Here is a 16,236-nt window from a genome sequence, read left to right as displayed (position 1 = left end):
TTACTCAATTGACCCCAATTAATCCTGAAGGGTCAGCTTTCTGGGACTGTCTCATTTAGAAAACCTCCTTCCACAATTCCTAATTTCTGAGCGAAAGGGATAATGGTGCAAAAGAGGCGCGAACAAGACCATATGCGGGCACATAAAGGGCACAGAAGTGATAAGAGCCATCGGATGTAGGGCAGGCGTTTTTTGATAGGGCAACAATTCATGGGACTAGCACTTTATGTAGTTGGCCCGGGCATGCTATTGTTAATGGAGAGCTTTGCAATGGAAAGAAAGGGGAGTGCCGGACGATGGCGTTAAACTATCACCAGCTTCATATTTTCTATACGGTGGCGCAGCGTGGCAGCTTCTCGGCTGCAGCCCAGGCACTGCACATGACTCAGCCTGCGGTTACGATGCAAATCCAATCGCTGGAAGATTACTTCGGCACGAAGCTACTGATCCGTTCTACGAAAAAGATCGAATTAACGGAAGCCGGCCAAACTTTGCTGCCGTTTGCTCGCCAGAGCGTGGAGTTAATTCGTGAAACAGAGCAGGCCATGTCGCGGCATACATCGATGCTGGAGGGGCGGCTGCAGCTCGGCTCCAGCTTGACGATCGGGGAATACGTCCTCCCTCGGCTCCTTGGGCCGTTTGGACAGCGATACCCTCATATCTCAATCGTGATGAAGGTGATCAACACGACGCAAATCATCGAGGAGATCCTGAATCACCAGCTGAGTTTCGGGTTAGTTGAAGCGCCGGTTCAACATCCGGACTTGGTATCCGAGCCTGTCATGGAGGATGAGCTCAAGCTAATTGTTCCCGCAGGCCACCCGTTGTCGGGGAGAAGGTCTGTAACGGTGGAGGAAGCGATTCATTACCCTTTTGTACTGCGGGAAAAAGGCTCTGGCACTCGTCAGGTGATGGAGGATGAACTGCGGAGATGCGGTGTTGACATCAATCAAATTCGTACTGTTATGGAACTCGGCAGCACGGGGGCGGTAAAATCGGCGGTCGAGGCCGGGATTGGCATCACGATTATTTCACCTTCTTCCGTTAAGCATGAGCAGGCGCTGGGACTGCTGGAGGTGCTGGATATTGAAGGGTTGTCTTTTAAACGGATGTTTTATTCGATCCACTTGAAATCGACGCTGTTGCCGGTCACAGCGGTGACGTTTTTGACTTTCCTGCGGGAATATCCGCAAACTACGTAAAAGACATTGCGAAAATGAAGGATGGGATAACATGGAACCACATATGGCAAACGAACGTTACGACCTTCATTCACATACCCAAGCTTCGGACGGGATGAATAAGCCGGCGGAAAACGTAAGGCTGGCCAAGGAGAAAGGGCTGACGGGCTTGGCCATCACAGATCACGATACCGTTGCCGGGATTGAGGAGGCTTTGCTGGCCGGGAAGGAGCTTGGCGTGGACGTTGTCCCCGGCATCGAAATCAGCACCCGCGCCGGGGGCAAAGACATCCATGTGTTGGGGTACTTCCTGAATTTCGAGGATGAACACCTTCTGGAGCGCTTGGCCCGGCTTCGGTCGGTTCGGGAGGAGCGAAATACCCTAATTATCGCGAAGCTGCAGCAATTAGGCCTTGAGATTACGATGGAGGAAGTGAAGGCTGGGGTGGCCCGGCCGCTGCGTCCGGGTGAAAGCTTGGGCCGGCCTCATATCGCCGATGTTCTCGTCCGCAAGGGGTACGTGTCGGATATGCGCGTGGCCTTTGATCGGTATTTGTCCGAAGGCAAACCAGGATATGCTTCTCTGCCGCGTATATCGCCGGAGGAGGCGATCACGTGGATTCATGAGGGAGGCGGCGCGGCGGTGTTAGCGCATCCGGGCTTGTACGGGGACGACGAGCTGGTGCGGTCGATCCTGGAGCGTGGGAAGCCGGACGGGATAGAAGTGTACCACTCTGACCACGGGGCGGAGGAGGAGATCCGTTATGCCGCCATGGCCGAGCAGTACGGGCTTATCGTGACCGGGGGATCCGATTATCACGGCGTGCGGCAGGGTGTTGTTTTTCACGGTGATTTGGGTGGACGCACGGCACCGCCGGGTACGGTGGAACGGTTGAAACAGGCGGCGGAGGCGGCCAGACGGGCTGAGAAAAACTGAAAAAACGGTGGTCCAAAGGGTCAATGAATCTATGATCCCTTTTGGAGCACCGTTTTTTATTGGGCAAATGTAAAAGTGCAGTCCGTTAGGCGTGAATCCGTGCAAATCCCCAGGTGAAGCTGAGAATCTACTGTACTTTTGCATCTGATTGATTCAATTCGGCGGTTTTGGATGGGGTTCAACTGCACTTTTACATTTGAGACTTTGCCAACAATCATCAGCCGTTCTTCACTGTGTTCGGCAACGATTTAATGAGCTGCTCATCTGGCGTGACGTACAACGTCCGCTGGTGATCGTAAATGACGAAGCCAGGCTTGGCGCCGTTTGGTTTGCGGACGTAGCGGATGAGGGTGCAGTCCACCGGGACGCTGCTTGATTGCTTCGCCTGGCTGAAATAGGCGGCAAGCTGCGCAGCTTCGTTTAACGTCGCATCGCCATATGAGTCGCTTCGGATTAGCACGTGTGAGCCCGGGATATCTTTCGTATGGAGCCAGGTATCGTTGGGTTTGCCGAGCCGGTTGGTGACGTATTCGTTTTGCAGATTGTTTTTGCCCACGTAAATTTCGATGCCCTCCGACGAAGTATAGACGTGCAACGTCGGACGGTCGTTCTTTTTCTTCTTCTTGCCCCGTTTGGCCCGGTCCCGCAAATATCCCTGCTGGGTCAACTCCTCGCGGATCTCGTCGATATCGCTTAACGTCGCATCGTTCAACTGCTGCAGCAAGCCATCGAGGTAAGCAATTTCCTCTTTAGCCAGCTTCATCTGTTCCTCGATGACGGCGAGGCTGTTTTTGAATTTGTTGTACTTCTTAAAGTACCGCTGGGCGTTCTCCGAAGGGGTCAGCAGCGGATCCAGCGGGATGGTCTCCATTCCCTGCGCTTCATCGTAGTAGTTGACCAACTCAACGCTGGTGTCGCCTTTGCGGATCGTATGCAGCGAAGGCAGCAGCAGCTCGCCCCAGATGCGGTAACGTTCGGCATCTTCGGCTTCGCTCAGATCTTTCTTCAGGTTAGTTAGCTTCTTTATGTTCTTGTTCCGCTCGTTTTGCAGGAAGCGCAGCAGGTCGTTCGTTTTCTGCTTGACCGTATCCCGCAGCGCTTTATCCCCGTAATAGTCCTCCATGCATTCGCTGATCGAAGGATAGGTTCGAATCTCCCCGTGGGCGCTTGTGAGCCGAATGGCGGAGAAGATGCTTTTCCCTTTGGCGTTTTCGCCGGTCATGGGGGCATACTTCTGGCTGCGAACCTCCTCCATCAATCCGTCAAAAGCTAACCATAACCGCTCCGCTTCCTCCGGATTCAGCCCGATCTCCGCTGCAACGCCGCTGACCCCGGTGCGGGCATAGATTTCGCCGGCGATCAGCGGGCTCAGCCCGGCGAAGGCATCGACCAGCCAGCCGCTGCCGGTGCCTTTGCCTTCGGCTGTTGCCGCTTGCCAGGCGGCCATAAAAGCCGCACGATCCGCTTCGAGCGGATGAAGCTTGTGCTGCTCCGGCGGCGCTGTATAGGCGAAGCCGGGCATGACGATCCGATAGCCGGAAATGGCCGGCGTCACGTGATGAATTCCGTCCAACTGGGTACCGGTGGCCGGGTCCACCAGGATGATGTTGCTGTGCCGTCCCATCAATTCGATGATGATCCGCTTGATAGACAAATCGCCGAGCTCATCGCGCGTGCGGACGTCGATATGGATGATCCGCTCCATGCTGACCTGCGTCACCGCTTCGATAGTCCCACCCTCGCAGTGCTTGCGCAGCAGCATGCAGAACATCGGCGCCTCCAGCGGATTCGGAAACGAGGCTTCCGTAAAATGAACCCGCGGGTACGTCGGATTCGCCGACAGTAGGAGCCGCTTATTGCCGGCCTGCGTGCGCAGGTGAAAGACGAGGTCGCTTTCCGCGGGCTGATGTATTTTATTGATGCGACCGCCGATGCAGGTTTGCAATTCGTGTACGATCGCTCGGGTTACGATGCCGTCGAGTGCCATTTTATGATAATCTCCTGTTCTGAAACTTTTGTATGAAAGCGGCGGCTTCACGAGAAAGCCCTCCTCTATGATGCCATACTTCGGGCAAAAACTTAAGGGCTCCCCTGTGATAATTTGGGACTGGCTAGAATACATTTACCCTAGGTGGAAAAGCCTTCACGCCGATACTGCATAATAAACGGAAGGGGAATTAAGGAGGATGGAACAAAAAAACTGGCACCAGTGGAGCAGTGATGCGCTTCTGCAACACTTCGGCGTCACGCGTGAACAGGGCCTGACCGATGAAGAAGCGCAGAAGAGACGCGAGGAATTTGGCTGGAACGAACTGCAGGAAGGAGAGCGCATCTCCCCGATTCTGCTGTTCCTGAACCAGTTCAAGGATTTTATGATGCTGGTGCTGATGGGTGCCACGCTGATTTCCGGTTTTCTCGGCGAGTATCTGGATGCCGTCACAATCATCGCCATCATCATTCTGAACGGGGTGCTTGGATTCATCCAAGAATTCCGTGCGGAGCGTTCCCTGCGGGCATTAAAAGAGCTGTCCGCGCCCCATGCCAATGTGCTGCGCCAAGGCGTCGTCAAGAACATTCCAGCCAGAGAGCTTGTTCCAGGGGATATCGTCCTGCTGGAAAGCGGGGACCGGATTCCAGCTGACATCCGGTGGTTATCTACGAACAGCCTGGACGTGGAAGAATCCGCTTTGACCGGCGAATCGCATCCGGTGGGCAAACATGCGGGGGTGCTGAGTGAAAGTGACGTTCCGCTGGGAGACCAGAAGAACATCGGCTTCATGGGCACGATGATCACCCGCGGTACGGGCCGGGGGATCGTGATCCGCACGGGCATGGACACCGAGATGGGGAAAATCGCCGATTTGATTCAAAATACCGAGGTCCAGGAAACCCCGCTGCAACGGCGTCTGGAGCAGCTCGGCAAAATTTTGATTTATATGGCGCTTGGCTTGACCGTCGTTGTGGTGCTCCTGGGGATTCTGCAAGGGCAGCCGGCCGCCAGCATGTTCTTTGCCGGAGTGAGTCTTGCCGTTGCTGCTATACCGGAAGGTCTGCCGGCCATCGTGACGATTGCGTTGGCGCTGGGTGTGCAGCGCATGATCAAACGCAAAGCAATCGTTCGCAAGCTACCGTCGGTGGAGACGCTGGGCTGCGCTACGGTCATCTGTTCGGACAAGACCGGTACGCTAACCCAAAACAAAATGACCGTAACCCGGTTGTGGCTGGAAGGCAGATCGCTGGAAGTGACGGGCGAAGGCTACGAGCCGGTTGGCAATATTCTGGACCAAGGCGTGCCCGTCGATTTGCGCAATGACCAAAGCTTGCGCCGGATGCTGCAGATCAGCGCGTTGTGCAGCAATGCGGTCATCTATGACGACGATCCGGAGAAGCGCGGCCGCCGCAAGACGAAGGAGGACGCCGCTGCAGGCGGATCGGTCTGGAAGCTGAAGGGCGATCCAACCGAGGGGGCGCTGGTGACGCTGGCGTCCAAAATGGGCATGACGCCGGCAGCCTTAAGCGGAACGTATGTCCGCGATCTGGAGTTTCCTTTTGATTCCAAGCGGAAGCGGATGTCCGTCATCGTCTCCCATCAAGGCGGCAAAATGGCGCTCGTCAAAGGAGCACCGGATATGCTGCTCGAGCGCTGCTCCTATATCCTGTGGGATGGCAAAGTGGTGCCTTTCACGGGCACATTCCGGCAGAAAGTGCAAGCGGCCAACGAACAAATGGCCCGCAGTGCACTCCGCGTGCTTGGGTTGGCCTACCGCGACTTGAAGCCAACCGAAGGGGCGGAGCATGAAGATCAAGTGGAATCGCAGCTGATCTTCGTGGGTCTGACCGGTATGATCGACCCGCCGCGCCGCGAAGCGCGGGACGCGATTACCGTCTGCCGCCGCGCAGGCATCAAAACGGTGATGATCACCGGCGACCATGGGCTGACCGCCGAAGCGATCGCTGCCGATCTGGGGATTTTGCCGCGGGGCGGTACCTCGATGTCGGGCCAGCAGCTGGAGGCGCTGAGCGATGAGGAGCTGGAGAAGCAGGTAGACAACATCTACGTCTATTCCCGGGTGTCGCCGGAGCATAAGCTGCGGATCGTGAAGGCACTGCAGCGGAACGGGCATGTGGTGGCGATGACCGGCGATGGGGTAAACGACGCGCCGGCGATCAAAGCCGCTGATATCGGCATCGCCATGGGCATGACGGGCACGGACGTCTCCAAAGAAGCGTCCTCGCTGATCCTCAACGACGATAACTTTACGTCAATCGTTGCCGCAATCGAGGAAGGACGCAGCATTTACGAGAACATCCGTAAATTCATCCGTTATTTGCTGGCCTCCAATGTCGGCGAAATCCTGACGATGTTCTTCGCCATGCTGGCGGGCTTGCCGCTGCCGCTGCTGCCGATCCAAATTTTGTGGGTCAACCTGGTGACCGATGGTTTGCCGGCGATGGCACTGGGCGTCGATCAACCGGAAAAAGACTTGATGGAGCACAAGCCGCGCGGCGCAAACGAAAACATTTTTGCCCGCCGGTTAGGTTGGAAAATCATCAGCCGCGGAGTGCTGATCGGCGTATGCACGCTGGGCGCGTTTTGGTTGACGCTGCGCTATGCGCCATCGGATCCGGCCCAACTGGTCAAAGCGCAATCGGTCGCCTTTGCCACCCTGGTCATGGCGCAGCTGATCCATGTGTTCGATTGCCGCAGCTCGCGGTCGATTTTTCACCGTAATATTTTGCAAAATAAATATCTGGTTGCCGCTGTCCTGTCGTCGATTGTGTTGCTGCTTGGCGTAATGTACATTGAACCGCTGCAGCCGATCTTCAAAACGGTACCGCTTGGCACGCGGGAGTGGGCGATCACCCTGGTGGCCGCTGGCATTCCGACCTTCCTGATGGGCGCGGGCAGCGTCTGGTCAGGCAATCGGAAACGGCGCAGCAGCGGGCCGCGTCCCTTTGTCACCGCGAAAAGTACAAATATTCGTGCATAAAATCAATAGCTTTTGAACCTGGCAAAAGCTAGACTAACCCTATCATCCAACGATGCAGGAGTGGGGTTAGCATGGAATTTACAAAAATGCATGGACTAGGTAACGACTTTCTCGTATTTTATGGTGAACAACAGCTGCCGGATAACGTATCTGAACTGGCGATTCGGTGGTGTGACCGATATTTTGGCGTCGGCGGAGACGGATTGGTGTTTATTCTCCCGTCGGACAAAGCGGATTTCAAAATGCGGATCATTAATTCAGACGGCACGGAAGCTGAACAATGCGGCAACGCGATTCGCTGCGTAGCCAAATACGTCTACGACAACCGTCTGGTGGATAAAGACAGCGTAACGATTGAAACGTTGGGAGCAGGCGTTCAGCAAGTGACCTTGCAGGTCGAGGACGGTGTGGTCAAAACGGTGCGGGTCGACATGGGCGAACCGATCCTGGACGGCCTGACGATCCCAACGACGCTGAATCAGAATCCGGTGGTGAGCCAGCCGATTGAGACGAACGGCCAGGAATTTAAGTTTACGGCCGTCTCTATGGGCAATCCGCATTGCGTCATCTATGTGGATGATGCGCCGAATTTCGATGTGACGACATGGGGACCAAAGCTGGAGGTACATCCGTACTTCCCGCGCAAGATCAACGTAGAGTTCGCCACCGTGACGAACCGCCAGCGGGTGGAGATGCGCGTATGGGAACGCGGGGCGGGCCCAACGCTGGCTTGCGGTACTGGTGCTTGCGCCACACTGGTATCCTCCGTACTGAACGGATTGACGGATCGTGCCGCCTGGATTGGACTCAAGGGCGGAGACCTGTTTATCGAATGGGATGAACGCGACAATCATGTATACATGACGGGGCCGGCCGAAGCGGTGTACAAAGGCAGCGTCGAAATATAAGAGGTTCATTAAATTAGGATGGAACGATTGCCGGGATCCCTGATCGGGGACCCGGCTTTTTTTACGATAACTGCCAGCGATATTCGGGAACGATACCTTATCAATCGGAGCGATTTATGATAAATTAATATGATAATAGTTTGCGCCGGGATTGATTCATACAGCGATATAACATCACGGCAGTCAGGGGGCAGAAGCATGAAACCGGATTTGCGTACGACTTTGGAGCGCGAAATTATCGTCGGCGACGGGGCCATGGGGACGTATTTGTACCAGTTGGGTTTTCCGGTCGGCATTTCTTATGAAGAATTTAATTTGCTGCGCCCCGACGTGATCGGCGACATCCATCGCCGTTATCTCGATGCCGGGGCACGGCTGCTGGAAACCAATACGTTTTCGGCGAATTACTATAAATTGTCCAAATTCGGACTGGAGGCCAAGGTGGAGGACATCAACCGGGCTGCGGTACGGATCGCCAAGCAAGCGGCGGGCGAACGTGCGTATGTCGCGGGAGCGGTTGGTTCCATCCGCGGCGGCAAGCGGGCGAACGTCACCGTCCAAGAGCTCGGGAAATACTTCGAGCAGCAAATTGCTGCCTTGCTGAGCGAAGGGGTGGATGCGCTGCTGTTCGAGACGTTTTACGACCTTGGGGAAATGCGGATCGCTTTGGGACAAGCCCGCAAGCTGACGGATGTTCCGGTCATTTGCCAGTTCGCCGTCGATCAAATCGGACGCACGCTGGACGGATTTACGATTCCGCAGGCGTTTGGAGCGCTGGTTGAAGAAGGGGCAGACGTGGTTGGCTTCAACTGCCATTCCGGTCCAAAAGGAATCATGGGTGTCATGGACGACGTGGAGGGGCCGCTCAACGTGCCGATGTCCGTTTTCCCAAATGCAGGTTTGGCGGACTATATCGATGGAGAATATGTATATGGAGCGACTCCCGATTATTTTGGGGAGTGCGCCCGTGCTTTTGCCGATTTGGGGGCGAGATTGATCGGAGGCTGCTGCGGTACGACGCCGGAGCATATCGCCGCCATGGCGAAGGCCTTGGAAGGGTATGCCGCTCAGCCGCTGGCGAAGGAACGGAAGCTGCCTGAACCGCATCTATCCGCTAGCGTATCGCTCAACGAGCAGCCGAATGCGGTGCCTGCGGGCTCCAGCGAAACGGGTGCTGTTTCCGGCGGCGGGGAGAATCGCAAGCTTCCGAGCTTGACCGAGCTCGTGAAAGAGCGGCATACCGTCATCGTTGAGCTGGACCCGCCACGCGACCTGGATATCGGGAAATTCATGGAGGGCGCAGCCGCTTTGAAAGAGGCGGGCATCGATGCGCTCACGCTGGCAGATAACTCGCTGGCCGTAACGCGGATGAGCAACATGGCGCTTGGACATCTCGTCCAATCTCAGCTCGGCTTGAGACCGCTGGTGCATATCGCCTGCCGGGACCGCAATCTCATCGGCACACAATCGCATATGATGGGCTTCGATGCGCTGGGCATCGACCACGTGCTCGCTGTGACGGGCGACCCTGCCCGCTTTGGCGATCTGCCGGGAGCGAGTTCTGTGTACGACTTGACGTCGTTTGAGATCATTCGCATGATCAAGCAGCTGAACGAAGGGATTTCTTTTTCCGGGAAGCCTTTGAAGCAAAAAGCCAAATTCGTCGTAGGCGCTGCGTTTAATCCGAATGTGAAGCATTTGCACAAAGCGGTGGAGCGATTGGAGAAGAAGATCGCTTCCGGCGCCGATTACATCATGACCCAGCCAGTATACGATCCGGAGCTGATCGTGGCGATCAAGCAGGCGACGGCGCATTTGGACGTGCCGATCTTCATCGGCATTATGCCGCTGGCCAGCGGCAAAAACGCCGAATATTTGCATAATGAGGTGCCCGGAATCCAGCTGTCGGATGAAGTCCGCAAGCGGATGGAAGGACTGCAAGGCGAAGAGGGGCGGGCGATGGGCGTCGAGATCGCCAAAGAGCTGCTCGACACGGCGATGGAGCATTTTAACGGAATTTATCTCATGACGCCGTTTATGTTCTATGAAATGAATGTCGCTTTAACGAATTATATTCGCGAGAAGTCCAAACGGGACTCGGCCCACTTGTCTCGGTTGTCATAATCAATTACAATAGGGTAACGGATGTGATGCCTATGTCGCACAGTATGACTGGGTACGGTGGGGCCGTCAGATCGTATGGCGGTTACGTCGTCCAATTTGAAATCAAGTCCGTCAACCATCGGTATGCTGAGGTTGTTCTGCGGATGCCGCGGGAATGGACGTGCTACGAAGACGGACTAAGGCGCCTGGTTCAGCGCCATATCAAACGGGGACGCATTGATGTATACATCAGTAAAGAACGCGATGAATCCGGCACCCTTCCTTACGTATTAAACCGTCCGGTCGTCGAAGCGTACCTAAAGGCAGCGGGTGAGCTCGCCAAGCACTATGGTGTCGACGCGAAGCTAAGCGCCAGAGATTTGCTATCCCTGCCGGATGCCTTGACGACGCCCGAGGAAGCAGCCCCGGCCGGCAGTGCTGATCCCGGATGGGAACAGGTGCTGACCGAAGGCTTGGAGGAAGCGCTGATTGGGCTTTTAGGTATGCGGGAACGGGAAGGGAAGCATTTGGCCGCCGATTTGGGTGAGCGACTGCAGCGGCTGGAAGCGATCCACGGCGAAATGGTTCGGTTGGCTCCGGAAGTCGTGAAAGAGTACCGGAGCCGTCTGAAAAATCGGCTAGCCGAACTGTTGGAGGGGAACTACGACGAGCAGCGATTTGCGATGGAAGTGGCCGTGTTTGCAGACCGGTCTAACATCGATGAGGAGCTGATTCGGCTGAAGAGCCACTTCGAACAGTGCCGCAGTCTGCTTCAAGCTTATGAACCGGTAGGGCGCAAGCTGGATTTTCTCATACAGGAAATGAACCGGGAAACCAATACGATTGGATCTAAAGCCAATCATTTGGCTCTAGTCAACCTGGTTGTCGAGTTGAAGGCCGAGTTAGAGAAGATCCGCGAGCAGGCGGCGAATCTCGAGTAAGCCATCTACCCGGCGCCGGGTGAGTCAAGCAAATTAGGGGGAACTACCTGAATATGGCAATTAAACTTATTAACATCGGCTTCGGTAATATCGTATCGGCCAACCGGATCATATCGATCGTCAGCCCCGAGTCTGCGCCGATCAAGCGGATCATTCAGGAGGCGAGAGATCGCCACATGCTGATCGATGCTACATACGGGCGGCGTACGCGCGCGGTGATCATCACGGACAGCGATCATGTGATATTATCGGCGGTACAGCCAGAGACCGTCGCTCATCGTTTGTCCACCAAGGAAGAAGACAACGACGAATAAAATGGAGAGAGCTATGTCTAAAGGGTTACTTATCGTATTATCCGGACCGTCTGGCGTTGGCAAAGGAACAGTATGCACTGAGCTGCGCAAGCGGATGCCGGAGCTGGTTTATTCCGTCTCGGCCACCACACGGCAACCCCGGGCGGGGGAAGAGAACGGCGTCAATTATTTTTTCAAAACCCGTGAGCAATTCCAGGAAATGATCGAGAACGATCAGCTTCTGGAGTATGCGGAGTACGTAGGCAATTTTTACGGGACTCCCCGCGATTTCGTGGAGGAGACGCTGGCTGGCGGGAAAGATATCATTTTGGAAATCGAAGTTCAGGGGGCGCTCAAGGTTAAGGAGAAATTCCCTGAGGGCGTGTTCGTGTTCCTGCTTCCCCCGTCGCTTGATGAGCTGAAAGGCCGGATTCAAGGTCGGGGAACGGAGAACCAGGCGACGATCGATCACCGCATGAGCGTGGCGGCCCATGAGATCGGACTGATGGAGAATTATGATTACGCCGTCGTCAATGACGAGATCGATTTAGCTTGCCAGAGAATACAATCCATTATCATCGCTGAGCATTGCAGAATCCGAAAGTCGTGCTAGCTAACGCTTCATATGGCGATGAGTCCAAATAAGAAGAGGTGTTTTTGAACATGCTGTATCCATCGATTGACAAGATGCTTGGAAAAGTCGGCAGCAAATACTCTTTGGTTGTTGCGGCTTCCCGGCGCGCGAGACAGCTGCGCGAAGGCGAGAAGAGCGAACTGAAGCAACCGAAGTCGCACAAGCCAGTGGGCATTGCCCTCGAAGAGATCTACGGGGACTACATTAAGCTGAAACAAGATGACGTAGTGTCGGAAGAGATCAACAAAGACTAATTCCAGACTAACTCAGAGAACAAAGCATATACGAAAGGCCTCCGGGCTTCTTTTTACGACAACCGCGAGGTTGTTATTTTTTTCGTTTGGGGAAAGCGAGGGGTAGCGATGTTAACCGGCAAGAAGGTTTTATTAGGCGTGACCGGCGGCATTGCCGCGTTTAAAGCGGCATCCTTGTGCAGCAAGCTGGTGAAGGAAGGCGCGGAGGTCCGCGTCATTATGACCCAATCTGCAACCAAATTTATCACAGAGCTGACGATGCAGGCGTTATCGAAAAATTTCGTATACACCGATACCTTTGACGAAAAACACGCCGAATCCATCGCACATATTAATTTAGCGGATTGGGCTGATCTGGTGCTGGTCGCTCCGGCCACCGCAAACATCATCGGCAAAATGGCGGCGGGGATCGCAGATGAGATGCTCTCGACGACGCTGCTGGCGACCCAGGCGCCGATTATGCTGGCACCGGCGATGAATGTGCACATGTACGAGCACCCGGCGGTTGTCCGCAATATGGCGGAGCTGACGGCGCGCGGCGTCATGATGATCGAGCCCGGCGAAGGCCTCCTGGCGTGCGGATATGTCGGGAAAGGACGGATGGAGGAGCCGGAGACGATCGTCCGGGTGGTGAAGGATTATTTTGCACGGGAAGCTCGCATCGCGCAGAAGCCTTTGGCCGGCAAAAAAGTCGTCGTCACCGCGGGAGGGACCGTGGAACGAATTGACCCGGTTCGCTATATCACCAACGATTCCTCGGGAAAAATGGGCTTCGCCATCGCCAAAGCGGCGCAGCGCCTTGGTGCCGAGGTCGTGCTGATCGCTGGGCATACGCAGGTGGAGCCTCCGGTCGGCATTCCGGTTACCCGCGTACAGTCGGCTCAAGACATGTTTGAGGCGGTGCAGGCGGCATGGGCGAATACCGACATCCTCGTTAAGGCCGCCGCCGTAGCGGATTACCGGCCAAAGGAAGCGGCCGTACAGAAGATCAAAAAAACCGGGGATTCGCTTGTGCTGGAGCTCGTAAAAAACATCGATATCCTGGAGACCCTAGGCAAGCAAAAAACAACGCAGTTCCTGATCGGCTTTGCCGCCGAAACGGAAAATGTGGAGCAGCACGCCATGGATAAGCTGAAGCGCAAAAACTGCGATCTTCTGGTTGCTAACGATGTGACCGTGCAGGGAGCGGGATTTGGTTCCGAAACCAACATCGTGAACATCTACGACGCATCCGGCTTAGTTCGATCTGTGCCGCAGATGACCAAGGATGAGGTGGCGTTGCAGATTATGGAGCTGGCTGCCGAACGGTTGGCGGGAAATGACCGATGACCTACCGTATGGCCAAAGTGATTGTTGATGTGCCGAGCCGGGAAACCGACCGGCCTTTTGACTATTTAATCCCTGAATCGATGGCCGGCTGGATCGAGGTGGGCAGCCGGGTAGGTGTTCCGTTCGGGCGCCGTACGGTTCAGGGCTTTGTCGTGTCCTTACATGAGCAGCCGGAGATGGACCCGGCGCGGATGAAGCCGATTCAGGAATTGCTTGACATGATGCCGCCGCTGCCGCCGGACCTGGTGGAATTGGCGGAGTGGATGAGCCGCAAATATGCCTGCAGTCTGATTGCAGCGCTGCAAGCGATGATTCCAGCGGCACTGAAGGGCAAGGCCGAGCGGTATATTCGTGTGGCGGATGACGCAGCTGAAGAAGGGGCATTGACCGGGGCGGATGGACGGGCAGAAGGCGAAAACCATGCCTTTACGTTCCCACATTTGCTCACGCCTAAGGAAGAGGAAATTTTACGTTTCGTCCGGGCCTCCGATACCGTCACGATGAATCAGCTTGGGACCAAATATCCGGAGGCTGCTGGCCTCATCAAAGATATGCTGGCCCGGGGCGTGCTGACGGAAAGCCAGGCGATCAAGGACAAGGTGCGCAAGAAGACGGTCAAAACCGTTGCTGCCGCTGTCAGCGGTCAGGCGGCGCAGGGGGCGCTCGCGTCGTTTGGCCCGCAGGCGCGCCGGCAAAAGGAAGTGCTGCAATACTTGCTGGAGGTTGGGTTGCCGCAGTCGCTTCAAGATGTCCTGTCGACGCTGCAGGTGACCGCCGGTACCGTGAAGAAGCTGGCGGAGAAGGGCTTTGCCGTCATCGAGGATGTCGAGGTGTTCCGCGATCCATACCAAGGCCGGCGCTTCCAACGCAGCGAGCCGCTGCCGCGCACGCCGGAGCAGGAGCTGGTGTACCGCCGTCTCGCGGAAACGCTGGACGCCCAGCGGCATGAAGTGTTCTTGCTGCACGGCGTGACGGGCAGCGGCAAAACCGAGGTGTACTTGCAGACGATCGAACGCTGCATCGCTTCGGGTCGTCAGGCGATCGTGCTCGTGCCGGAAATTTCGCTGACCCCGCAAATGGTTGAACGGTTTAAGGGGCGCTTTGGCGCGAAGGTGGCGGTACTGCACAGCCGCCTGTCCACCGGCGAACGGTACGACGAATGGCGCAAAATCCGCGAAGGCCGCGTGGAAGTGGCGATTGGCGCGCGCTCGGCCATCTTCGCCCCGTTCAGCCGGCTTGGTCTGATTGTGATGGACGAAGAGCATGAAACCTCCTACAAGCAGGAGGAAACGCCAAAATACCATGCCCGCGATGTGGCGGTGAGACGGGCCCGCCAGCATGGGGCCGCCGTGATTCTAGGTTCGGCCACGCCGTCGCTGGAAAGCTACCACGCGGCGCGTTCCGGAGGCGGCGAGTTCGGGGAGTTTGCCCCGATCCTGCTGGAGATGAAGCAGCGTCCGGCTGGCAGCCGGCTGCCCGGCGTTCAGATCGTCGATATGCGCGAGGAGCTGAAGGAAGGCAACCGCTCGATGTTCAGCCGCGCGCTGCATCAAGGCATTGCCGCCCGCCTGGAGCGCGGCGAGCAAACCGTGTTGTTGCTGAACCGGCGTGGGTATTCGACGTTTGTGATGTGCCGGACCTGCGGATATGTGGCGAGTTGTCCGAATTGCGACATCTCGTTGACCTATCATCAGAAGTCAAACAACCTGCGTTGTCATTATTGCGGTTATGCGGAAGCCGCACCGTCTGTTTGCCCGGAATGCGGCAGCGAGCATATCCGTTATTTCGGTACTGGAACCCAGCGGGTGGAAGGGGAGCTGGCCAAGCTGTTTCCTGGCATCCGCGTTATTCGCATGGACGTTGACACGACTAGCGAAAAAGGCGCCCATGAGAAGCTGTTGCAGGCGTTCCGCGAGAAAAAAGGCGATGTACTGCTAGGCACGCAGATGGTAGCAAAGGGGCTGGATTTTCCTGACGTGACGCTGGTTGGCGTAATCGCGGCGGATACGGCGCTGAATTTCCCGGATTTCCGTTCGGCGGAGAAAACGTTCCAGCTGCTCACGCAGGTTGCCGGCCGCGCAGGGCGGCACCAGCTGCCCGGAGAGGTATTTATCCAGTCTTACATGCCGGAGCATTATTCGATCGTACACGCCAGCGGCCACGATTATTTATCGTTTGTCCGCGAGGAGCTGAAGACGCGTAAGACGATGCATTATCCGCCGTACAGCCGGCTGATCCTGGTTACGCTGTCGCATGAGAAGCTGCCGCTGCTGCTGCGGATGGCTGAGAATTTTGCCGGCGACCTGCGGGCGAAAGCCCAGCGCCAGGGATGGTTCGGCAGCCTGGACCGGTTCGTGCCGGCGGCGCTGGACATTCTTGGCCCGGTAGCTTCGCCGATCCCGCGTATCAAGAACCGCTATCGGATCCAGTGCATGGTGAAATACCGCGGCGACCTTGATGCGGTGAGCCTGGTCCAGGAGACAGCAGCGGCGACGCTGGACCAATGGCGCGATGCATTGCTTCAGATCAGTATCGATGTCGATCCGCAAATGCTGATGTAAGCACGGAAGAAATGATCCATTTTTCATCCGCTAGCATATATTTGGGATAAAATAGGGAAAGAGCAAAAGAAACTATGAAAGTGAAGACGGGAAAGGGAGTGCCA

Annotated in this window: 12 protein-coding genes; 11 read left to right on the top strand and 1 reads right to left on the bottom strand. The window is 56.0% G+C overall.

All coding sequences use genetic code 11. From position 1 onward, the window contains the following. Positions 1-296: 296 nt before the first annotated feature. Both NSQ80_RS13220 and NSQ80_RS13215 read left to right on the top strand, forming a co-directional pair. Positions 297-1,202 (top strand): selenium metabolism-associated LysR family transcriptional regulator, encoded by a 906-nt coding sequence (locus NSQ80_RS13220; protein WP_009225239.1) that lies wholly within the window; start codon positions 297-299, stop codon positions 1,200-1,202. A 31-nt stretch (positions 1,203-1,233) separates the two neighbouring features. After that, a complete protein-coding gene (locus NSQ80_RS13215; protein ID WP_339299369.1) occupies positions 1,234-2,118 on the top strand; it encodes a PHP domain-containing protein in 885 nt (294 codons plus the stop codon). A 217-nt stretch (positions 2,119-2,335) separates the two neighbouring features. Here NSQ80_RS13215 and NSQ80_RS13210 read toward each other — a convergent pair whose 3' ends face one another. Continuing rightward, the gene (locus NSQ80_RS13210) at positions 2,336-4,105 is read right to left on the bottom strand and encodes an NFACT family protein (protein ID WP_260071665.1); all 1,770 of its coding nucleotides are present in this window, start codon (positions 4,103-4,105) and stop codon (positions 2,336-2,338) included. Between the two features lie 199 nt (positions 4,106-4,304). On the opposite strand from NSQ80_RS13210, the gene NSQ80_RS13205 reads away from it, so the two are divergent. The 9 genes from NSQ80_RS13205 to priA all read left to right on the top strand — a co-directional run bounded on the left by NSQ80_RS13205 (position 4,305) and on the right by priA (position 16,132). Further along, complete coding sequence (locus NSQ80_RS13205) at positions 4,305-7,109, top strand: calcium-translocating P-type ATPase, SERCA-type (RefSeq protein WP_260071666.1); 2,805 nt, start codon at positions 4,305-4,307, stop codon at positions 7,107-7,109. A gap of 71 nt (positions 7,110-7,180) precedes the next feature. Further along, positions 7,181-8,017, top strand: coding sequence for a diaminopimelate epimerase (gene dapF / locus NSQ80_RS13200; protein ID WP_009225243.1), 837 nt, complete (start codon positions 7,181-7,183; stop codon positions 8,015-8,017). Between the two features lie 198 nt (positions 8,018-8,215). Further along, positions 8,216-10,141 (top strand): bifunctional homocysteine S-methyltransferase/methylenetetrahydrofolate reductase, encoded by a 1,926-nt coding sequence (locus NSQ80_RS13195; protein WP_009225244.1) that lies wholly within the window; start codon positions 8,216-8,218, stop codon positions 10,139-10,141. A gap of 32 nt (positions 10,142-10,173) precedes the next feature. Then, positions 10,174-11,061: a YicC/YloC family endoribonuclease gene (locus NSQ80_RS13190; RefSeq protein ID WP_009225245.1), complete on the top strand. Its 888-nt coding sequence runs from the start codon at positions 10,174-10,176 to the stop codon at positions 11,059-11,061. A gap of 53 nt (positions 11,062-11,114) precedes the next feature. Beyond that, entirely contained in the window at positions 11,115-11,375 is a 261-nt protein-coding gene (locus NSQ80_RS13185) for a DUF370 domain-containing protein (RefSeq protein ID WP_009225246.1), read from the top strand. Positions 11,376-11,388: 13 nt separating this feature from the next. Next, positions 11,389-11,967, top strand: coding sequence for a guanylate kinase (gene gmk / locus NSQ80_RS13180; RefSeq protein WP_016311614.1), 579 nt, complete (start codon positions 11,389-11,391; stop codon positions 11,965-11,967). 50 nt (positions 11,968-12,017) lie between these two features. Then, positions 12,018-12,242: a DNA-directed RNA polymerase subunit omega gene (rpoZ, locus tag NSQ80_RS13175; RefSeq protein WP_036645258.1), complete on the top strand. Its 225-nt coding sequence runs from the start codon at positions 12,018-12,020 to the stop codon at positions 12,240-12,242. Positions 12,243-12,350: 108 nt separating this feature from the next. Further along, positions 12,351-13,571: a bifunctional phosphopantothenoylcysteine decarboxylase/phosphopantothenate--cysteine ligase CoaBC gene (gene coaBC / locus NSQ80_RS13170; RefSeq protein WP_260070893.1), complete on the top strand. Its 1,221-nt coding sequence runs from the start codon at positions 12,351-12,353 to the stop codon at positions 13,569-13,571. Beyond that, entirely contained in the window at positions 13,568-16,132 is a 2,565-nt protein-coding gene (gene priA / locus NSQ80_RS13165) for a primosomal protein N' (RefSeq protein ID WP_339299363.1), read from the top strand. Before coaBC ends, priA begins: the two co-directional genes overlap by 4 nt. Positions 16,133-16,236 lie beyond the last annotated feature (104 nt).

Origin of the sequence: Paenibacillus sp. FSL K6-2441 (assembly GCF_037964765.1) — a bacterium.
Lineage (GTDB): Bacteria > Bacillota > Bacilli > Paenibacillales > Paenibacillaceae > Fontibacillus > Fontibacillus phoenicis.
Note: the sequence above shows the minus strand (reverse complement) of the source record. Positions and strands in the feature narration are given on the sequence as shown.

Excerpts from the sequence above, each read along its gene's own strand:
- dapF (WP_009225243.1), top strand. The coding sequence starts at position 7,181 with ATGGAATTTACAAAAATGCATGGACTAGGTAACGACTTTCTCGTATTT.
- NSQ80_RS13220 (WP_009225239.1), top strand. The coding sequence starts at position 297 with ATGGCGTTAAACTATCACCAGCTTCATATTTTCTATACGGTGGCGCAG.
- NSQ80_RS13210 (WP_260071665.1), bottom strand. The coding sequence starts at position 4,105 with ATGGCACTCGACGGCATCGTAACCCGAGCGATCGTACACGAATTGCAA.
- NSQ80_RS13195 (WP_009225244.1), top strand. The coding sequence starts at position 8,216 with ATGAAACCGGATTTGCGTACGACTTTGGAGCGCGAAATTATCGTCGGC.
- NSQ80_RS13205 (WP_260071666.1), top strand. The coding sequence starts at position 4,305 with ATGGAACAAAAAAACTGGCACCAGTGGAGCAGTGATGCGCTTCTGCAA.
- coaBC (WP_260070893.1), top strand. The coding sequence starts at position 12,351 with ATGTTAACCGGCAAGAAGGTTTTATTAGGCGTGACCGGCGGCATTGCC.
- gmk (WP_016311614.1), top strand. The coding sequence starts at position 11,389 with ATGTCTAAAGGGTTACTTATCGTATTATCCGGACCGTCTGGCGTTGGC.
- priA (WP_339299363.1), top strand. The coding sequence starts at position 13,568 with ATGACCTACCGTATGGCCAAAGTGATTGTTGATGTGCCGAGCCGGGAA.
- NSQ80_RS13190 (WP_009225245.1), top strand. The coding sequence starts at position 10,174 with ATGTCGCACAGTATGACTGGGTACGGTGGGGCCGTCAGATCGTATGGC.
- NSQ80_RS13215 (WP_339299369.1), top strand. The coding sequence starts at position 1,234 with ATGGAACCACATATGGCAAACGAACGTTACGACCTTCATTCACATACC.
- rpoZ (WP_036645258.1), top strand. The coding sequence starts at position 12,018 with ATGCTGTATCCATCGATTGACAAGATGCTTGGAAAAGTCGGCAGCAAA.
- NSQ80_RS13185 (WP_009225246.1), top strand. The coding sequence starts at position 11,115 with ATGGCAATTAAACTTATTAACATCGGCTTCGGTAATATCGTATCGGCC.